This window comes from Streptomyces sp. NPDC093225 (assembly GCF_044753805.1).
Taxonomy (GTDB): domain Bacteria; phylum Actinomycetota; class Actinomycetes; order Streptomycetales; family Streptomycetaceae; genus Streptomyces.
Genome location: NZ_JBIVNX010000023.1, coordinates 14,694 through 31,733, shown reverse-complemented (window position 1 = coordinate 31,733; position 17,040 = coordinate 14,694). Strand labels below are relative to the sequence as shown.

Here is a 17,040-nt window from a genome sequence, read left to right as displayed (position 1 = left end):
GGCCCCGTTTCCGGATTCCCGGCTCGGACCGTATCCGGCACCCACCCGCATAACCGGACATGCCGTCCGATTGCGCAGGTGGCGGCCGGGTTGGGGCCGCTGCGAAGAGGGCAAGGTCACACGGCTTGCCTCTCCTGGCACTGAGTGCCTCTCCCCTAGCATCCTCGGCATGACGGTTCTCCCCGATGACGGGCTCTCGCTCGCAGCCGAGTTCCCGGACACCACCCACGAGGAGTGGCAGCGCCTGGTGGAAGGCGTGCTGCGCAAGTCGGGCAAGGACGTGTCCGGCGACGCCGCCGAGCAGGCGCTCTCGACCGCCCTCGACGACGGCCTGCGGGCCCGCCCGCTGTACACGCCGCGGGACGCGGCCCCCGCCACCGGCCTCCCCGGTTTCGCGCCCTTCGTGCGCGGCTCCCGCCCCACCGGCGGCTGGGACGTGCGCCAGCGCCACGACCGGCCCGGGGCCGAGGCCGCCAACGAGGCGGTGCTCACCGACCTGGAGAACGGCGTCACCTCCCTCTGGCTCACCCTCGGCGACGCCGGCCTCCCGGTCTCCGGCCTGGCCCGCGCCCTCGACGGCGTCTACCTCGACCTCGCCCCCGTGGTCCTCGACGCCGGTGCCGAAACCGACTCCGCCGCACGGGAGTTGCTGCGCCTCTACGACGAGCGCGGAGTCGCCCGCGACGCCGCCCGCGGCAACCTCGGCGCCGACCCGCTCGGCCTGGCCGCCCGTACCGGTGGCACCCCCGACCTCGCCGGGGCCGTCGAGCTGGCCCGCCTCTGCGACGCCGAGTACCCCGGTCTGCGCGCCCTGACCGTCGACGCCCTGCCGTACCACGAGGCCGGCGCCTCCGCCGCCCAGGAACTGGGCGCCTCCCTGGCCACCGGCGTCGCCTACCTGCGGGCCCTCGCCGACGCCGGGCTGCCCGTCGAGGCGGCCCTGCGCCAGCTGGAGTTCCGCTACTCCGCGACCGCCGACCAGTTCCTCACCATCGCCAAGTTCCGCGCCGCCCGCCGGCTGTGGGCCCGGGTCGCCGAGGCCTGCGGCGTCCGCACCGGGGACGCCGGCGCGCAGCGCCAGCACGCGGTCACCTCGCCGGTGATGATGACCCGCCGCGACCCGTACGTGAACATGCTGCGCACCACCATCGCCACCCTCGCCGCCGGCGTCGGCGGCGCGGACGCGGTCACCGTGCTGCCCTTCGACCACGAGCAGGGCCTGCCGGACGCCTTCGCGCGACGCATCGCCCGCAACACCTCCTCGATCCTCGTGGAGGAGTCGCACCTCGGACGGGTCGCCGACCCGGCCGGCGGCTCCTGGTACGTGGAGCGCCTCACCGTCGAACTCGCGGACGCCGCCTGGGAGTTCTTCCAGGAACTGGAGGCCGCCGGCGGTCAGGCCGCCGCGCTCGCCACCGGCCTGGTGGAGAGCCGCGTCGCCGCCACCTGGGCCGCCCGCACCAAGCGCCTGGCCACCCGCCGCGAGCCCGTCACCGGCGTCAGCGAGTTCCCGAACCTGGGCGAGAAGCCCCTCGGACGCGAGGCGGCCCCCGCCCCGCTCACCGGAGGCCTGCCCCGGGTCCGCCGCGACGAGGCGTACGAGGCGCTGCGCGCCCGCTCGGACGCGCACCTGGCCGCCACCGGCAGCCGCCCGAAGGTGTTCATCGCCGCCCTCGGCTCCGCCGCGGCCCACACCGCCCGCGTCACCTTCGCCGCCAACCTCTTCCAGGCCGGCGGCATCGAACCGGTCCACACCCCCGTGACGGTGGACGCGGCCACCGCGGCCGAGGCCTTCGAGGCCAGCGGCGCGACCGTCGCCTGCCTGTGCTCCTCCGACGCGCTGTACGAGGAGCAGGCGGCCGACGTGGCCGCGGCCCTCCAGGGCGCCGGCGCCGACCAGGTCCTCCTCGCCGGCCGGCCCGGCGAGCACCCCGGCGTCGACGCGTACGTGTTCGCCGGCTGCGACGCCGTGGCCGTCCTGACCTCCATCCTCGACCGCACGGGAGTGGCGGCATGACGATCCCCGACTTCTCGCAGGTCCCCCTCGGACCGGCGGCACCCGCCGAGGCCACCGAGGAGCAGTGGTCCGCCGCCGTCAAGGAGACCACCGGGTCCAGCGCCTCCGACCTGCTGTGGGAGACCCCCGAGGGCATCGGCGTCAAGCCGCTGTACACCGGGCGCGACCTCGAAGGCCTGGACTTCCTCGGCACGTACCCGGGCGCGGCGCCGTTCCTGCGCGGCCCGTACCCGACCATGTACGTCAACCAGCCGTGGACCATCCGCCAGTACGCGGGCTTCTCCACGGCCGAGGAGTCCAACGCCTTCTACCGCCGCAACCTCGCGGCCGGCCAGAAGGGCCTCTCGGTCGCCTTCGACCTGCCCACGCACCGCGGGTACGACAGCGACCACCCGCGCGTCACCGGCGACGTCGGCATGGCGGGCGTGGCGATCGACTCCATCTACGACATGCGCCAGCTGTTCGACGGCATCCCGCTCGACAAGATGACCGTGTCGATGACGATGAACGGCGCGGTGCTGCCGATCCTCGCGCTCTACATCGTCGCCGCCGAGGAGCAGGGCGTACCGCCGGAGAAGCTGGCCGGGACCATCCAGAACGACATCCTCAAGGAGTTCATGGTCCGCAACACCTACATCTATCCGCCCCGGCCCTCGATGCGGATCATCTCCGACATCTTCGCGTACACCTCGCAGAAGATGCCGCGCTACAACTCCATCTCCATCTCCGGCTACCACATCCAGGAAGCCGGCGCCACGGCCGACCTGGAACTGGCCTACACCCTCGCCGACGGCGTCGAGTACCTGCGCGCCGGCCGCGAAGCGGGCCTGGACGTCGACGCGTTCGCGCCCCGGCTGTCCTTCTTCTGGGCCATCGGCATGAACTTCTTCATGGAGGTGGCCAAGCTCCGCGCCGCCCGCCTCCTGTGGGCCAAGCTGGTGAAGCAGTTCGACCCGAAGAACCCCAAGTCCCTGTCGCTGCGCACCCATTCGCAGACCTCCGGCTGGTCCCTGACCGCGCAGGACGTGTTCAACAACGTCACCCGCACCTGCGTCGAGGCCATGGCCGCCACCCAGGGCCACACCCAGTCGCTGCACACCAACGCCCTCGACGAGGCCCTCGCGCTGCCCACGGACTTCTCCGCGCGCATCGCCCGCAACACCCAGCTCCTCCTCCAGCAGGAGTCCGGCACCACCCGCGTCATCGACCCGTGGGGCGGCAGCGCGTACGTCGAGAAGCTCACGTACGACCTGGCCCGCCGTGCCTGGCAGCACATCCAGGAGGTCGAGGCGGCCGGCGGCATGGCCCAGGCCATCGACGCCGGCATCCCGAAGCTGCGCGTCGAGGAGGCCGCCGCCCGCACCCAGGCGCGGATCGACTCCGGCCGCCAGCCGGTGATCGGCGTCAACAAGTACCGCGTCGAGAACGACGAGCAGATCGAGGTCCTCAAGGTCGACAACTCCTCGGTGCGCGCGCAGCAGATCGCCAAGCTGCGCCGGCTGCGCGAGGAGCGCGACGAGCGGGCCTGCCAGGACGCGCTGCACGCCCTCACCGAGGCCGCCGGCCGCGGCTCCGGCACCGGCCTGGAGAGCAACCTGCTCGCCCTCGCCGTGAACGCGGCCCGCGCCAAGGCCACCGTCGGCGAGATCTCCGACGCCCTGGAGAAGGTCTACGGCCGCCACGCCAGCCAGATCCGTACGATCTCCGGCGTGTACCGCAACGAGGCAGGGGAGTCGCCGCACGTGGACCGCACCCGCGCCCTGGTCGACCGCTTCGAGGAGGCCGAGGGCCGCCGCCCGCGCATCCTGGTCGCGAAGATGGGCCAGGACGGACACGACCGGGGCCAGAAGGTCATCGCCACCGGCTTCGCCGACCTGGGCTTCGACGTCGACGTCGGCCCGCTCTTCCAGACGCCGGCGGAGGTGGCCCGCCAGGCGGTCGAGGCGGACGTGCACATCGTGGGCGTCTCGTCGCTGGCCGCCGGCCACCTGACCCTCGTACCGGCGCTCCGCGAGGAGCTGGCCGCCGAGGGCCGCGAGGACATCATGGTCGTCGTCGGCGGGGTCATCCCCCCGCAGGACGTCCCGATCCTGCGGGAGATGGGCGCCGCCGAGGTGTTCCTGCCCGGCACGGTCATCCCGGACGCGGCGTACGACCTGGTCATGCGCCTCGGCACGGAGCTGGGCCACACCGGCCTGGCCGAAGCGGAGTAGCCGGGGACCGTGGCCATCGACCTCGACAGCTACGTCAAGGGCGTGCTCGACGGGAAGCGGGCCTTCGTGGCCCGCGCCATCACCCTCGTCGAGTCCACCCGACCCGACCACCGGGCCCTGGCCCAGCGGCTCCTGACGGAGCTGCTGCCGCACACCGGCCGGGCCCGGCGGATCGGCATCAGCGGCGTGCCCGGCGTCGGCAAGTCGACGTTCATCGACGCCTTCGGCACCCTGCTGACCGGGCTCGGCCACCGGGTCGCCGTGCTCGCCGTGGACCCGTCCTCCACCCGGACCGGCGGTTCCATCCTCGGCGACAAGACGCGGATGGAGCGGCTCGCCGTCGACCCGGCGGCCTTCGTCCGGCCCTCGCCGAGCGCGGGCACCCTCGGCGGCGTCGCCAAGGCCACCCGCGAGTCCATGGTGGTGATGGAGGCGGCCGGGTACGACGTCGTGCTCGTCGAGACCGTGGGCGTGGGCCAGTCGGAGACCACCGTCGCCGACATGGTGGACTCCTTCCTGCTGCTCACCCTCGCGCGCACGGGCGACCAGCTCCAGGGCATCAAGAAGGGCGTCCTGGAACTGGCCGACGTCATCGCCGTCAACAAGGCCGACGGCCCGCACGAGCGCGACGCCAAGGCCGCCGCCCGCGAACTGTCGGGCGCCCTGCGCCTGATGCACCCCGCCGACGCGGCCTGGACCCCGCCCGTGCTCAGCTGCAGCGCGCGCGAGTCCGCCGGGCTGGACACGGTGTGGGACCGGCTGGAGCAGCACCGGGCCGTGCTCGACGCGGGCGGCCGGCTGGAGGCGAAGCGGCGCGAGCAGCAGGTGGACTGGGCCTGGGCCATGGTCCACGACGAACTGCTCGGCCGGCTGCGCGCCCACCCCGAGGTCCGCACCCTCGCCCCCGAGCTGGAACAGCGCGTCCGCGAGGGCCGGTTGACGCCGACCATGGCCGCCGAGTCGATCCTGGCGGCCTTCGGCCGAGCCTGATCCACCGAAGGCCCCGGCCGCCCCGCCGGGGCTCGGGCTCGGCCGGCCCCAGGCCTCCCCCCGGCTCAGGCCCCGGCCGCGAGGCGGCGCAGGAGGGCCGGCAGGGCCGTGCCGATCGGCTCCCGGACCACCTCGTCGGCGCGGTCGTCGTACGGGGTCGGCTCGGCGTTGACGACGATCAGCCGGGCCCCGTGGTCGGCCGCCACGCCCGCCAGGGCCGCGGCCGGCTGGACCTGCAGGCTGGTGCCGACGGCCACGAACACCGAGCAGCCCTTGGCCACCGCCAGCGCCTGCCCCAGCACCATCGGATCGAGCGCCTGGCCGAACATCACGGTGGCCGGCTTGAGGATCCCGCCGCAGGCCCGGCACGCCGGATCCGGCTCGCCGGCCGCGACCCGGTCGAGGGCCTCCTGCATCGGCGCGCGGGCGTGGCAGCGCGTGCAACCGGTCTCGAGGGCCGTGCCGTGCAGCTCCAGCACCTTGCGGGCCGACAGCCCGGCCCGCTGGTGCAGGCCGTCCACGTTCTGGGTGAGGACGCGGACCGGGATCCCGGCCCGCTCCAGCTCGGCCACCGCCGCGTGGGCCGCGTTCGGCTCGGCGGCCAGGGCGCCCACGTCGCGGCGCATCAGCCAGGACCGGCGGCGCACCTCCGGATCGGCCATGTACGCGTCGTACGTGACCAGCTTCTCCGCTTCGGGGTCGCGCCGCCACAGGCCGTTCGGACCCCGGTAGTCGGGGATCCCGGAGTCGGTGGAGATGCCGGCACCGCTGAGGATCGCAACAAGAGGCTTGCCCATGCGGCGAGGGTACGCAGGCCACGGGTGGTCGACGAAGGGATTTTCGACCACCCGGGCGCGGTCAGCCCTGGTACTCGGTGAGGTCGATCTCGAACACCCGCAGCGGGTGGCCGTGGGCGGGGTGCACGGTGTCGAGGCACGGGGTCATGCCGAGCTTGCGCATGACGTTCTCCGAGGCCTGGTTCTGCGGCCGGCAGATGCTGACGACCCGGTCCAGCCCGCGGTCCTGGAGGGCGAACTCCAGCGAGGCGTGCGCGGCCTCCGAGGCGTACCCCTGGCCCCAGAAGGGGCGGCCCAGCCGCCAGCCGATCTCGACGGCCGGCAGCACCTCGGGGAGGAAGTGCGGCACGGACAGGCCCGCGAAGCCGGCCAGCTCCCCGGACCCGAGCAGCTCGACGGCGAACAGGCCGAAGCCCTCCTCGTCCCACTCCTCCTCCCACCGCTCGATCGCGTCGGCGGTCTCCTCCAGGTTCCGGGGCCTGCCGTCGCCGACCCAGCGCATGACCTCGGGGTCGGCGTGGATCTCGGCCATCGGCACGAGGTCGTCGTCCTCCCAGCGGCGCAGGCGGAGACGGGGGGTGAGGATCTCGGTCATACGGCCATCCTGCCGCATCCGCAAGCCGTCACAGCACGCCGGTGCCGGAGTGCGGGGCGTAGAGGTCGATCATGCGGATCCGGGCCGCCTGGAGGCGGTGGGCCAGGATCCGGCCGACCCAGTGCCCGAAGGACGCCCCGAAGGCGAGGTCGGCGTCCATCAGCATGCGTACGGCCCGGGCGTCGAACTCGTGCGTCCGTACCGGCGTCATCGCCTCGCAGCCGAGCTGCCAGACGTACGGCGGGAACAGCCAGGACCAGCCCACCAGCTCCCCGGGTCCGAGGCTCTCGATCGCCACCGGGCGCCGCCGGTAGGGGACGACCATGTCGAGGGCGACGGTGCCGGACCGGACGATCCAGAACCGCTCCGCGGCCGCGCCCTCGTCGAAGAGACGGGCGCCCACCGGGAAGTTCACCTCGCGCGCCAGGGACATCAGACGCTCCCGGTGCGCGGGGGAGAGGGCGGTGGCTATGCGGGTGGGTGACGGTGTGCCCATGACGACCTCCGGGGGGACGAGCCTCTTCCAGTGTCGCCGCACCCGGCGCCGCGGGCACCGCTCGGTGCCGAAGGGCTTCGGCCCGGGGCCCGGGGGCCGGTGCCGGTGGGTGCGGGGCGGGGTCGGCTCGAGGATGCGGTCACTGTGGGTAGTGGGAGTGGTGGTCCGGGGTGACGCCCGGGGCCGGTGGGGGTGTGGGTCCCCGTTCCCGGTCCGTGCGTACGTACGAGCGCCCCGTCCGCGGGAGGAGGCCGACCTCCGGAATTCGGCCCGTGCCGAGTCACCCCGCGGTTGCCGGCGGGTCCGGCCTTGTACAACGGTACGGTCGCCGCGTCGGGTCGGCCCGCCGTGGAACGTCGCCATGCGAAGGGGCATTGCCATGCGTTACGCAGTACTGGGCACCGGCATCGTCGGCCGTACGCTCGCCGCCCGACTGGTCTCCCTCGGCCACGAGGTCGTGATCGGCACCCGTGACCCCCACAACACCCTGGCCAGGGCCGAGCCGGACGGGCGCGGGCTCGCCCCGTTCGCGCGGTGGCAGGCCGAGAACGCGGCCGTCGGGCTGGCGTCCTTCGCCGACGCGGCGGCCGGCGCCGAGGCCCTCGTCAACACCACCTCCGGCTCCGCCACCCTCGCGGTACTGGAGTCCGTGCGCCCCGGCGACCTCGACGGCAAGGTGCTCGTCGACATCGCCAACCCCCTCGACTTCTCCCAGGGGTTCCCGCCCGGACTGAACCCGGTCAACACCGACAGCCTCGGCGAGCAGATCCAGCGCGCCCACCCCGCCCTGCGCGTGGTCAAGACCCTCAACACCATGAACTGCCTGGTCATGGTCGACCCCGCCCGGGTGCAGGGCGAGCACACCGTGTTCATGTCCGGGGACGACGCCGACGCGAAGAAGTCCGTCGCCGAACTCCTGGGCTCCTTCGGCTGGTCCGACGAGAGCATCATCGACCTCGGCGGCATCGAGACCGCCCGCGGCACCGAGATGCTCCTGCCGGTCTGGCTGCGGCTGATGGGCACCCTGGGGCACACCGACTTCAACTTCCACATCCAGGGTGCGCGGCAGCGCTGACCGCCGACTGTGCCGCTCGCGCGCCGCGGTGACGGTCCGTCGTGCTGACGGTCCGTCGCGGTCGCGGTCGCGGCCCGTCGCCCGCGGGACCGGACGGGCCGCGACACGGCCGAAAGGCGCTGGCGGCGGCGTGCTCCGCCCGACCAGACTGGAACCATGGAAACCACGGTGCCGGTGCGCGACGGTGAACTCTGGGCCGACGACTCGGGAGGGGACGGGCTGCCGCTCGTCCTCCTCCACCCGGGCGTCGGCGACTCGACGACGTGGGACCCGGTCCTCCCCGCCCTGACCGCGGGCCGCCGGGTCATCCGTTACGACGTGCGCGGATACGGCCGCTCGGCCGCCCCCACCGTCCCGTACACCCTGGTCGAGGACCTCCACGCGGTCCTCGACCACTTCGGGCTGGCGCGCGCGGTCCTGGTGGGCTCCAGCATGGGCGGGGCCACCGCCATCGGCCTGGCCCTGGACGCCCCGGAGCGGGTGGCGGGCCTGGCGCTGATCGTGCCCGGGGTCACCGGGGTCGACGACCTCATGCCGGTCGGGTTCCGCGAGGAACTGGAGAAGCTCGCCACCGCGGGCGACACCGAGGGCATCGTCCGGCTCGGCCTGGGCATCTGGGGCAGGGCCGGCGGCAGCGCGCCCGAGGCGGATCCGGTCGCCGCGGCCGCGCTGCGGGCGGCGCTCCCGGCCTGGTTCAGCAACTACGGCCGCCAGGAGCCGGGGGCGCCCGCCTTCGACCGGCTCGGGGAGATCACGGCGCCGACCGTGCTGGCGCTGGGGGAGCAGGACCAGCCCGAGCTGGTCCGCGTCAACGAGGAGATGGCCCGGCGGATCCCCGGGTGCCGGCTGGTGAGGCTGGCCGGCTCCGACCACTACCCGACGCTGCGCGAGCCGGAGGCCGTGGCCCGGCTGATCGCCGACCTGTACGCCGAGAGCGCCTGAGGCCCGTCCGCACCCCGGCCGGGACGCCCGGACCGGATGCCGGACCCCGGACCGGATGCCCCGGACCCCCCGCCGGAGGACCATGGGGCCATGGACGACGGACGGTGGGCCGGGGTCAGCGGGCCGGCGCGGGTGGCGGCGGTCGGCGAGGGCATCGGGGCGGACGAGCTGGCCCTGGCCGCCCGCAACCACGGGCTGCCGCTGGAAGCCCTGCGCTACGACGTGACGCCCCCGGGGCTGCACTACACGCTCGTGCACTACGACATCCCGGCCGTGGACGCCTCGACCTGGCGGCTCGAGATCCGCGGCCGGGTGCGCCGCCCGCTGAGCCTGGACCTCGCCGCACTCCGGGCCCTGCCCGCCGCCACCCACCGCGTCACCCTCGAGTGCGCCGGCAACGGGCGGGCCCGGCTCAGCCCGCGCCCGGTCAGCCAGCCCTGGCTGACCGAGGCCGTCGGCACGGCCGACTGGACCGGCGTACCGCTGCGCGTGCTGCTCGCCGGGGCCGGAGTGGCCGCGGAGGCCGTGGAGGCGGTGTTCACCGGCGCCGACCACGGCGTCGAGCGCGGTGTGGAGCAGGACTACCGGCGCTCCCTGCCGCTGGCCGTCGCCACCGACGCGGACCGCGAGGTGCTCGTCGCGTACGCCATGAACGGCGCGGAGCTGCCACCGCAGCACGGGCACCCGCTGCGGCTCGTCGTACCCGGCTGGTACGGCATGGCCCACGTGAAGTGGCTGCGCGACATCGAGCTGACCGACACCGCCTTCACCGGCTACCAGCAGGCCGTCGCCTACCGGTTGCGCCGCGATCCGGACGACCCCGGCGAGCCGGTGACCACCATCGAGCCGCGGGCGCTGCTCGTCCCACCCGGTTTCCCCGACTTCATGTCCCGGGCGCGCGTGGTGGCCCCCGGGCCGGTGGCCCTCGAGGGCCGCGCCTGGTCGGGCGGGGCGCCCGTGGCCCGCGTCGAGCTCAGCGCCGACGGCGGCGCGAGCTGGTGGCCCGCCGACCTCGCGCCGCCGGGCGGCCACCCGTGGGCCTGGCGGCGGTTCACCGCCACCTGGGACGCGCCACCCGGCGCGCACGTCCTCGCCGTCCGGGCCACCGACGCGGCGGGCCGCACCCAGCCGCTCGACCCGGACCTCGCCTGGAACCGCGGCGGCTTCGCCAACAACCTCGTCCAGCGCGTCACGGTCCACTGCCCGGCCTGAGCCCGGACCGCCCCGACGCCCCCGGACCGCCCCGACGCCTCCTGACCGCACGCTCCGGGATGGCTCGACTTCCTCTCGCGCCCGGCCCCCTACCGGCGGTACGCTCCGGGCGCCCCACCTCTTGGCCTGGACCAACTCCCTCCGCGTCGGCCGGGTCCGCCCCGCCCCCTGAGGGTTGACCCACCCCTCTGACCTGCGGCGCAGGGACCCCCGGGGGTACGGGCAGGGGGCGGACAAGGGTTTTCCCCGTATCCGGTTCACCTCCCCTTTGCCTACTGTCTGTGCACCGGCGATCTCTCCGGCTGAACGACCGGTCCGTCACACCCCACAAGACGCGACCTTCGTGTGCGCCGGCCGATCCCGGACCGCAGTTGCCCCGCTTCATCGTCGCGGCGGAGGCAACCGGGGGAGCAGCGGAGTCCGGGGCGCGTGAGCAGCGCGCCCCGGCCCGCGGAACGGCACAACCGTGGCTCATCCCCACCGCACCGTGCACCACCGCAGCACGTACTACGGCACCACGGCACCACCGCACCATCGCAGCAGCGCCGCCCGCGGTCACTCCGCGCACCACCGCACCACCGCTCCACCTCGCGATCGCGCCCCCCATGACCAGGTGTCACGTACCACCGCACCACGACACCGCCCGCGACCGCGCCGCGGCCCCGGCCCACTGCGACGCACACCTCCCACACATGCTCCATCCCGCCGCTTGTCCGGCATGCCCGGAAACGGTGCGGCGGGCCCCGCGAAAGGGCACACCTTGCACGCTTCCAGGCGCAGGCTCATATCCGTCGTGGCGATCTCGGCCACGCTGCTCGGCACCGCCGCCACCAGCTCGATGGCGCTCACGCACCCGTCGGTGGCCCGTGCGGCGGCCACCGGCCGGGCGCTGCCCCCGGCGGCCGCCCCCACCGGTGCGGCCCCCGTCGAGAACCTGATCGTCGGCTACAAGTCCGGTGCCACGGAGGCACGTTCCAACACGGCCGCCGACGCCGACGCCAAGGCCAAGGGCGTCAAGGCGGGCGAGAAGGTCGGCTTCGAGCGCCGCCTCGGCACCGGTGCCGCCCTCGTCGACCTCGGCGGCAAGCTCTCCGCCGCCGACGCGGCCGACGTCATGGCGCAGTTCCGCGCCGACCCGGACGTGGCCTACGTCGAGCCCGACGCCCGCGCCTACGCCATGGCCGTCACCCCCGACGACACCGAGTACGCCAAGCAGTGGGACCTCTTCGAGGCCACCGCCGGCATGAACGTCCCCGCCGCCTGGGACAAGTCCACCGGTACGGGCGTCACCGTGGCGGTCATCGACACCGGTTACGTCGCCCACTCCGACGTCGCCGGGAACATCGTGCCCGGCTACGACTTCATCTCGTCCTCCACCGCCGCCCGTGACGGCAACGGCCGCGACAACAACCCGGCCGACCAGGGCGACTGGAGCGCCGCCGGCGAGTGCGGCACGGGTTCCAAGGCCAGCGACTCGTCCTGGCACGGCACCCACGTGGCCGGCACCATCGCCGCCAGCACCAACAACGCCAAGGGCGTCGCCGGCATCGCGTACGGAGCCAAGATCCAGCCGGTGCGCGTGCTCGGCAAGTGCGGCGGCGCCACCTCGGACATCGTCGACGCCATCACCTGGGCCTCCGGCGGCACCGTCTCGGGCGTCCCGGCCAACCCGACCCCGGCCAAGGTCATCAACATGAGCCTCGGCGGCTCCGGCGCGTGCACCGCCACGTACCAGAACGCCATCAACGCGGCCGTGGCCCGCGGCACCACCGTGGTCGTCGCCGCCGGCAACAGCAACGCCGACGCCAGCGGCTTCTCGCCGGCCAGCTGCAGCAACATCATCACCGTCGCGTCCACCAACCGCACCGGTGACCGCTCCTTCTACTCCAACTACGGCGCCACCGTCGACGTTTCGGCCCCCGGCGGCGAGACCCGCCGCGCGACCGACACCCCCGGCACCGTCACCACCCCCGAGAACGGCATCCTCTCGACGCTGAACAGCGGCACCACCACGCCGGGTTCGGAGATCTACAAGCCGTACCAGGGCACCAGCATGGCCGCCCCGCACATCGCCGGCCTCGCCGCGCTGCTGCTCGGCGCCAAGTCCACCCTGACCCCGGCCCAGGTCGAGTCGGCCATCAAGAACACCGCCCGCCCGCTGGCCGGCACCTGCACCGGCGGCTGCGGCACCGGTCTCGCCGACGCGGCCGCCGCCGTGGCCTCGGTCACCGGCACCCCCAACCCGGGCGGCACCTTCACCAACGCCACCGACCTCTCGATCCCGGACAACGGTCCCGCCGTCTCCTCCCCGATCAGCGTCACCGGCCTGACCGGCAACGCCCCGGCCACCCTCAAGGTCGCCGTGGACATCAAGCACACCTACCGCGGTGACCTCGTCATCGACCTGGTCGGCCCCAACGGCACCGTCAAGCGCCTGAAGAGCTCCTCCGGCGACAGCACCGCCAACCTGAACACCACCTACACCGTGGACGCCTCGGCCATCCCGGCCAACGGCACCTGGCAGCTGCGGGTGCAGGACGTCGCCGCCGCCGACACCGGCTACGTCGACTCCTGGAGCCTGACCTTCTGATCCACCCCCCGGGGTTCCGGGACGGCCGCCCCCACGGACCACGGGCCACCCCCCCCACACACACGGGCCACCCCCACGGCCCCGGCCCACCGCCCCGGAACCCCGCCCCCCACCTGCACTCCGTCCCACCGGACAGGGACCCCCATCCCAGCCCGTTGGTACGGACCACACACAGCCTCGGACCTGCCGCTACGCCTCGTACGGCAGGTCCGACGGCATTTCGGGAACCCAAACCTCCACCTCGGTGATTTCTGCGTCACACTCCGGTGTCCGCGAGGCGGCAGACCTCGTATCCTCAGCGCTCACAGGAACGGCACAGGACCGAGACGCGGGAGGCTGTGCGTGGCGGCCAAGGGGAACGCTGACGCACCGGTCGGACGTGGGGAACTCGTCGCGGCGCTCGACCGCGCGCTGCACACCCACGCCCGGGCGGCGCTCTCCGGCGCGGCCGGAAGCGGCAAGACGGCGGTGCTCACCGCCCTCGCCGCCGCCGCCCGCTCCCGCGGCGAGACCGTGCTGCACCTCACGCCCGAGGCCGCCGACCGGCACATACCCGAGGCCGCCGTCGCCGCCCTGCTCACCTCGGTGCCCGCCGCCGCCCTCGACGGACTGGCCCCGCCCCAGCGCGCCGCGGTCGCCGTGCTGCGCCGCGAGACCGACGACCCGCGCGCCGGCCGCGACCTGATCGCCCTGCGCCTGGCGATCGTCGAGACGTTGCGCGCCCTCGCCGCCGCCGAGCCCGTCCTGGTCGTCGTGGACAACGCCCAGTGGCTCGACGGCGAGAGCGTCGACCTGCTCCGCTTCGCCCTGCGCCTGACCCCGTCCCGGGTCCGGGTGCTCGTCGCCGAGCACGTCCACGGCGGCACCCCCGCCGCCGAGGCCCTGTGCGGACCCGGCATCCGCTCCGTGGCGCTGCCCCCGCTCGACGCCGACGAGGTGGCCGAACTCCTGGTCGTCCACGGCCTGCCCGCCCGCCTCGCCGGCCGCATCCACCGCGCCAGCGGGGGCAACCCCCGCCTCGCCCTCGCCCTCGGCCACTCCCTGGCCGCCTCCCGCGAACCGGTCCACCACGCCGACTCCCTGCCCGTCTCCGGGCAGGCCCGCGAAGTGGCCCGCCGGCTCCTCGCCGAGGCCCCCGGCCCGGCCCGGCCCACCCTGCTGCTCGCCGCCCTGGCCACCCGGCCGACCACCGCCCTGCTGCGCCGGGCCGGCCGCCCCGGCGCCGAGGGGGACCTCGCGGCCGCCGAGCGGGCCGGCCTGGTGACCGTGGGCGAGGACGACACGGTGGAGTTCACCGCCGGGGCGCTGCCCAGCGTGCTGGCCGCGGACGCCGGCTGGTCCGAGCGCTCCGCCGGGCACGCCGCCCTCGCCGCGGCCGTCGACGACCCGGTGCAGGCCGCCCGCCACCGGGCGCTGGCCGTCGACGCCGCCTGCGCCGCCCTGGCCGACGACGTCTCCGAGGCCGCCGCCTGCTGCCGGCGGCGCGGAAACCGGGCCCTGGCCGCCGAACTCGGCATGCTCGCCGCCGACCGCACCCCCGCCGACCGTCCGGACGAGGAGCTCGCCCGGCTCGTCGCCGCCGCCGAGGACGCCGGCTGGGCCGGCCGCGCCGACCTGGCCCGCCGCGCCGCCGAGGCGGTCCTGGCCCGCGACGGCGCACCCGCCGACCGGGTACGGGCCCGGCTCGCCGTCATCGACTCCGCCGGCCAGGCCCTCGCCGACCACGACGAGAACTTCGCCTACGCCGCCGCCGACGCCGCCGGCGACCCCGCCCTCCAGGCCCTCGTCCAGCTGCGCGTGGCCTGGAAGCTCAACCTCAGCGACGGCGACCCGGTGCGCTCGCGGGCCGCGGCCGCCGAGGCCGGCGAGCTCGCCCGGCGCGGCGGAGACCCCGTCGCCGAGGCCATGGCCCTGACCGTCCGGGCCCGGATGGGCCGCATCCTCGGCGACCCCGGCGCCGAGGAGATCCTCGCCGAGGCACTCGCCCTGCCCGCCCCCGACGTGCCGCTCGGGCTCCGCAACGCCCCCCAGTACCTGGCCGTCCGGCACGCCCTCTTCGACGACTGGCTCGACGACGCGCGCCGCCGGCTGCTCGCCCTCCTGCCCAGGGTCGAGCGCTCCGGCTCCTGCGAGGACGTCTTCGAGGTGCTGCGCAGCCTCACCGAGGTCGAGCTGCGCGGCGGCCGCTGCGCCGCAGGCCTCGCCTGGGCCCGCCGCTCCCTGCGCCTGACCATCGAGGCCGGCCTGTCACCCGGCCCGGCCTGGTACGTGGCCGCCATGGCCGAGGCCACCGGCGGCAGCTTCGCCCGCGCCGCCGGCTACGCCCGGCGCGGCATCCAGGCCTCCGAGGAGGAGCGCGACCAGGTCTTCCTCTCCCGCAACCTCTACGCCCTGGGCACCGTCGAACTCGCCACCGGCGACACCGCCAGGGCGGTGGCGACCCTGCGCCGGGTCGCCGACCTCGAGGCCGCGCAGCAGGTCGTCGACCCCTCGATCCTGCGCTGGCACGGCGAACTGGCCGAGGCCCTGGTCGCCGCCGACGAACTCGACGACGCCGAGCGCCTGATCGACGACTGGCGCACCGTCGCCGTCGAACTGGGCCGCCCCGCCGTCGTCGCCGCGCTCGACCGGGCGTACGCGCTCCTCCTGGCCGCCCGCGGGGACACGGACGCGGCGGTCCGCCTGCTCGCCGAGACGGAGGTCCACTTCGCGGAGCTGGAGCTCCCCCTGGAGCGCGGCCGCACCCTGCTCGCCCTCGGCCGCGTCGAACGCCGCCGCCGGCGCCGGGCACCCGCGCGCACCGCACTGCAGAGCGCGGCCGAGGTGTTCACCGCCGCCGGTGCCCGCCCCTGGGCGGACCTCGCCGCCGAGCACCCCGCCCCGCTCGTGCCCGGCCCGCGCGGCGACGCGTACCCCGTGGCGGCGGCCCTGACCGAGGCGGAGCTGAAACTGGCGCTGCTGGTCAGCGAGGGCGCCAGCAACCAGGAGGCCGCCGCGAAGCTCTTCGTCAGCGTCAAGACCGTCGAGGCCCGCCTGACCCGCATCTACCAGAAACTGCACGTCCGCTCCCGCGCCCAGCTCGCCGGCGCCCTGCGCAGCCGGTAGCCGGTAGCCGGTGTCCGCGGTCAGCCCGGCTCCGGAAGCCCGCCGCCGCTCTGCGGACCGGGGCCCGTACCGTCGTGCGCACCGACCCCGCCGAAGCGGTTCCGGAGGTGCTCGGCCAGGGTGGTGGTCCGCCCGGGTTCCGCGGTCGAGCCGTTGATCAACGCCAGGGCGCCGAGGGCGAGGCTGTCGGCGAGGTTCTCGATGCTGTTTCCGAACTCCTCCGGGCGCGCCGCGTAGCGCAGCGCCAGCCCCTCCTCCATGGCGGTCATGAGGGCGGCGAAGGTCCCGAGTGCGATCTCGCCGCGGAGTTCGAGGCCGGCCGCCGCGAGGATCGCCCGGTAGGCCTCGCTCCACCAGTCGGTGGCGGCCGCGTAGAAGCGGGCCAGCGCGTCACGGAAGACGGGGGCCACCGGATCCATGACGCAGATCAGGAGCTTCATCCGGAACAGCGGTCGTGCGAAGACGTCCTCCAGCTCGGCCCGCGCGATGGCACGGGCCGCCGCCGCGAGGTCGGCCGCCCCGACCACCTGCGGTGCGGCGTGCTGCGCCATGCCCCGGTGGGCGGCGTACTGGCCGGGATGGAGGGACCACGTGAACAGGTCGCAGTAGTAGTCGGGCATGGTCCGCCAGCGGTGTTCGAGCACGCCGCGCGTCGCGCGGGGCTCCCGGTGCTCCCGGTAGCGCGCGACGATGCGCTCCTGAGTGGGCCAGACGACGCGGAGGGGGAGGTCGGACGTCGGCCTCGGCTCCTTGAAGCTGGCGGAGATGGCGTCGAGGCCGGCCTCCAGCAGCCACCGGGTCTTGGGATCGGCGCGCTGGGTCGCCGGGTTCCGTAACCGGGTCAGAGCGGTCATGGGATCGGTCGGGTCGGCGGATCGACCCTCGCCTGCTGTCATGCGGCAGATCGTATGGGCATGCGTGATCCCATGGGGCCGACTCCTTGTGACCCGCTCCGCCCGGCTCCGAGAATGCGGCGGGAGGCCGGTCGGCCTCACTTTCCCACCCTCC

General features: G+C 74.8%; 12 protein-coding genes. 8 read left to right on the top strand and 4 right to left on the bottom strand.

From position 1 onward, the window contains the following. Positions 1 to 169: 169 nt before the first annotated feature. From ACIQCH_RS21395 to meaB, 3 genes are read left to right on the top strand one after another with little or no spacing between them, the layout of a single operon-like run. Positions 170 to 2,017 (top strand): methylmalonyl-CoA mutase family protein, encoded by a 1,848-nt coding sequence (locus ACIQCH_RS21395; RefSeq protein ID WP_402583061.1) that lies wholly within the window; start codon positions 170 to 172, stop codon positions 2,015 to 2,017. Then, entirely contained in the window at positions 2,014 to 4,230 is a 2,217-nt protein-coding gene (gene scpA / locus ACIQCH_RS21390; protein WP_402583059.1) for a methylmalonyl-CoA mutase, read from the top strand. Before ACIQCH_RS21395 ends, scpA begins: the two co-directional genes overlap by 4 nt. Before the next feature lie 9 nt (positions 4,231 to 4,239). Continuing rightward, complete coding sequence (gene meaB, locus ACIQCH_RS21385; protein ID WP_402583057.1) at positions 4,240 to 5,220, top strand: methylmalonyl Co-A mutase-associated GTPase MeaB; 981 nt, start codon at positions 4,240 to 4,242, stop codon at positions 5,218 to 5,220. A gap of 65 nt (positions 5,221 to 5,285) precedes the next feature. Here the strand turns inward: meaB and ACIQCH_RS21380 are convergent, their stop codons facing one another. The 3 genes from ACIQCH_RS21380 to ACIQCH_RS21370 all read right to left on the bottom strand — a co-directional run bounded on the left by ACIQCH_RS21380 (position 5,286) and on the right by ACIQCH_RS21370 (position 7,108). Then, positions 5,286 to 6,017 carry an SIR2 family NAD-dependent protein deacylase gene (locus ACIQCH_RS21380; RefSeq protein ID WP_402583055.1) on the bottom strand — a complete coding sequence of 244 codons (732 nt, stop codon included), beginning with the start codon at positions 6,015 to 6,017 and terminating at the stop codon, positions 5,286 to 5,288. Between the two features lie 61 nt (positions 6,018 to 6,078). Then, positions 6,079 to 6,612: a GNAT family N-acetyltransferase gene (locus tag ACIQCH_RS21375; protein ID WP_402583053.1), complete on the bottom strand. Its 534-nt coding sequence runs from the start codon at positions 6,610 to 6,612 to the stop codon at positions 6,079 to 6,081. A 28-nt stretch (positions 6,613 to 6,640) separates the two neighbouring features. Beyond that, a complete protein-coding gene (locus tag ACIQCH_RS21370) occupies positions 6,641 to 7,108 on the bottom strand; it encodes a Crp/Fnr family transcriptional regulator (protein ID WP_402583051.1) in 468 nt (155 codons plus the stop codon). A 379-nt stretch (positions 7,109 to 7,487) separates the two neighbouring features. Here ACIQCH_RS21370 and ACIQCH_RS21365 point away from each other — a divergent pair, with 379 nt between their 5' ends. The 5 genes from ACIQCH_RS21365 to ACIQCH_RS21345 all read left to right on the top strand — a co-directional run bounded on the left by ACIQCH_RS21365 (position 7,488) and on the right by ACIQCH_RS21345 (position 16,032). Beyond that, a complete protein-coding gene (locus ACIQCH_RS21365) occupies positions 7,488 to 8,183 on the top strand; it encodes an NADPH-dependent F420 reductase (protein WP_402583049.1) in 696 nt (231 codons plus the stop codon). Positions 8,184 to 8,339: 156 nt separating this feature from the next. Further along, positions 8,340 to 9,125 (top strand): alpha/beta fold hydrolase, encoded by a 786-nt coding sequence (locus tag ACIQCH_RS21360; RefSeq protein ID WP_402583047.1) that lies wholly within the window; start codon positions 8,340 to 8,342, stop codon positions 9,123 to 9,125. Positions 9,126 to 9,215: 90 nt separating this feature from the next. Beyond that, positions 9,216 to 10,337, top strand: coding sequence for a sulfite oxidase (locus ACIQCH_RS21355; protein WP_402583045.1), 1,122 nt, complete (start codon positions 9,216 to 9,218; stop codon positions 10,335 to 10,337). A gap of 718 nt (positions 10,338 to 11,055) precedes the next feature. Then, a complete protein-coding gene (locus tag ACIQCH_RS21350; RefSeq protein ID WP_402583043.1) occupies positions 11,056 to 12,927 on the top strand; it encodes a S8 family serine peptidase in 1,872 nt (623 codons plus the stop codon). A gap of 342 nt (positions 12,928 to 13,269) precedes the next feature. Beyond that, positions 13,270 to 16,032, top strand: a complete 2,763-nt coding sequence (locus tag ACIQCH_RS21345) for an AAA family ATPase (RefSeq protein WP_402583041.1) — start codon at positions 13,270 to 13,272, stop codon at positions 16,030 to 16,032. Between the two features lie 20 nt (positions 16,033 to 16,052). On the opposite strand, the gene ACIQCH_RS21340 is transcribed toward ACIQCH_RS21345, so the two are convergent. Further along, entirely contained in the window at positions 16,053 to 16,928 is an 876-nt protein-coding gene (locus tag ACIQCH_RS21340) for a hypothetical protein (protein ID WP_402583039.1), read from the bottom strand. Between the last annotated feature and the right edge of the window lie 112 nt (positions 16,929 to 17,040).

Coding starts and splice junctions, on each gene's coding strand:
- ACIQCH_RS21395 (WP_402583061.1), top strand. CDS start 170: ATGACGGTTCTCCCCGATGACGGGCTCTCGCTCGCAGCCGAGTTCCCG.
- scpA (WP_402583059.1), top strand. CDS start 2,014: ATGACGATCCCCGACTTCTCGCAGGTCCCCCTCGGACCGGCGGCACCC.
- ACIQCH_RS21380 (WP_402583055.1), bottom strand. CDS start 6,017: ATGGGCAAGCCTCTTGTTGCGATCCTCAGCGGTGCCGGCATCTCCACC.
- ACIQCH_RS21375 (WP_402583053.1), bottom strand. CDS start 6,612: ATGACCGAGATCCTCACCCCCCGTCTCCGCCTGCGCCGCTGGGAGGAC.
- ACIQCH_RS21370 (WP_402583051.1), bottom strand. CDS start 7,108: ATGGGCACACCGTCACCCACCCGCATAGCCACCGCCCTCTCCCCCGCG.
- ACIQCH_RS21365 (WP_402583049.1), top strand. CDS start 7,488: ATGCGTTACGCAGTACTGGGCACCGGCATCGTCGGCCGTACGCTCGCC.
- ACIQCH_RS21360 (WP_402583047.1), top strand. CDS start 8,340: ATGGAAACCACGGTGCCGGTGCGCGACGGTGAACTCTGGGCCGACGAC.
- ACIQCH_RS21355 (WP_402583045.1), top strand. CDS start 9,216: ATGGACGACGGACGGTGGGCCGGGGTCAGCGGGCCGGCGCGGGTGGCG.
- ACIQCH_RS21350 (WP_402583043.1), top strand. CDS start 11,056: ATGCCCGGAAACGGTGCGGCGGGCCCCGCGAAAGGGCACACCTTGCAC.
- ACIQCH_RS21340 (WP_402583039.1), bottom strand. CDS start 16,928: ATGACAGCAGGCGAGGGTCGATCCGCCGACCCGACCGATCCCATGACC.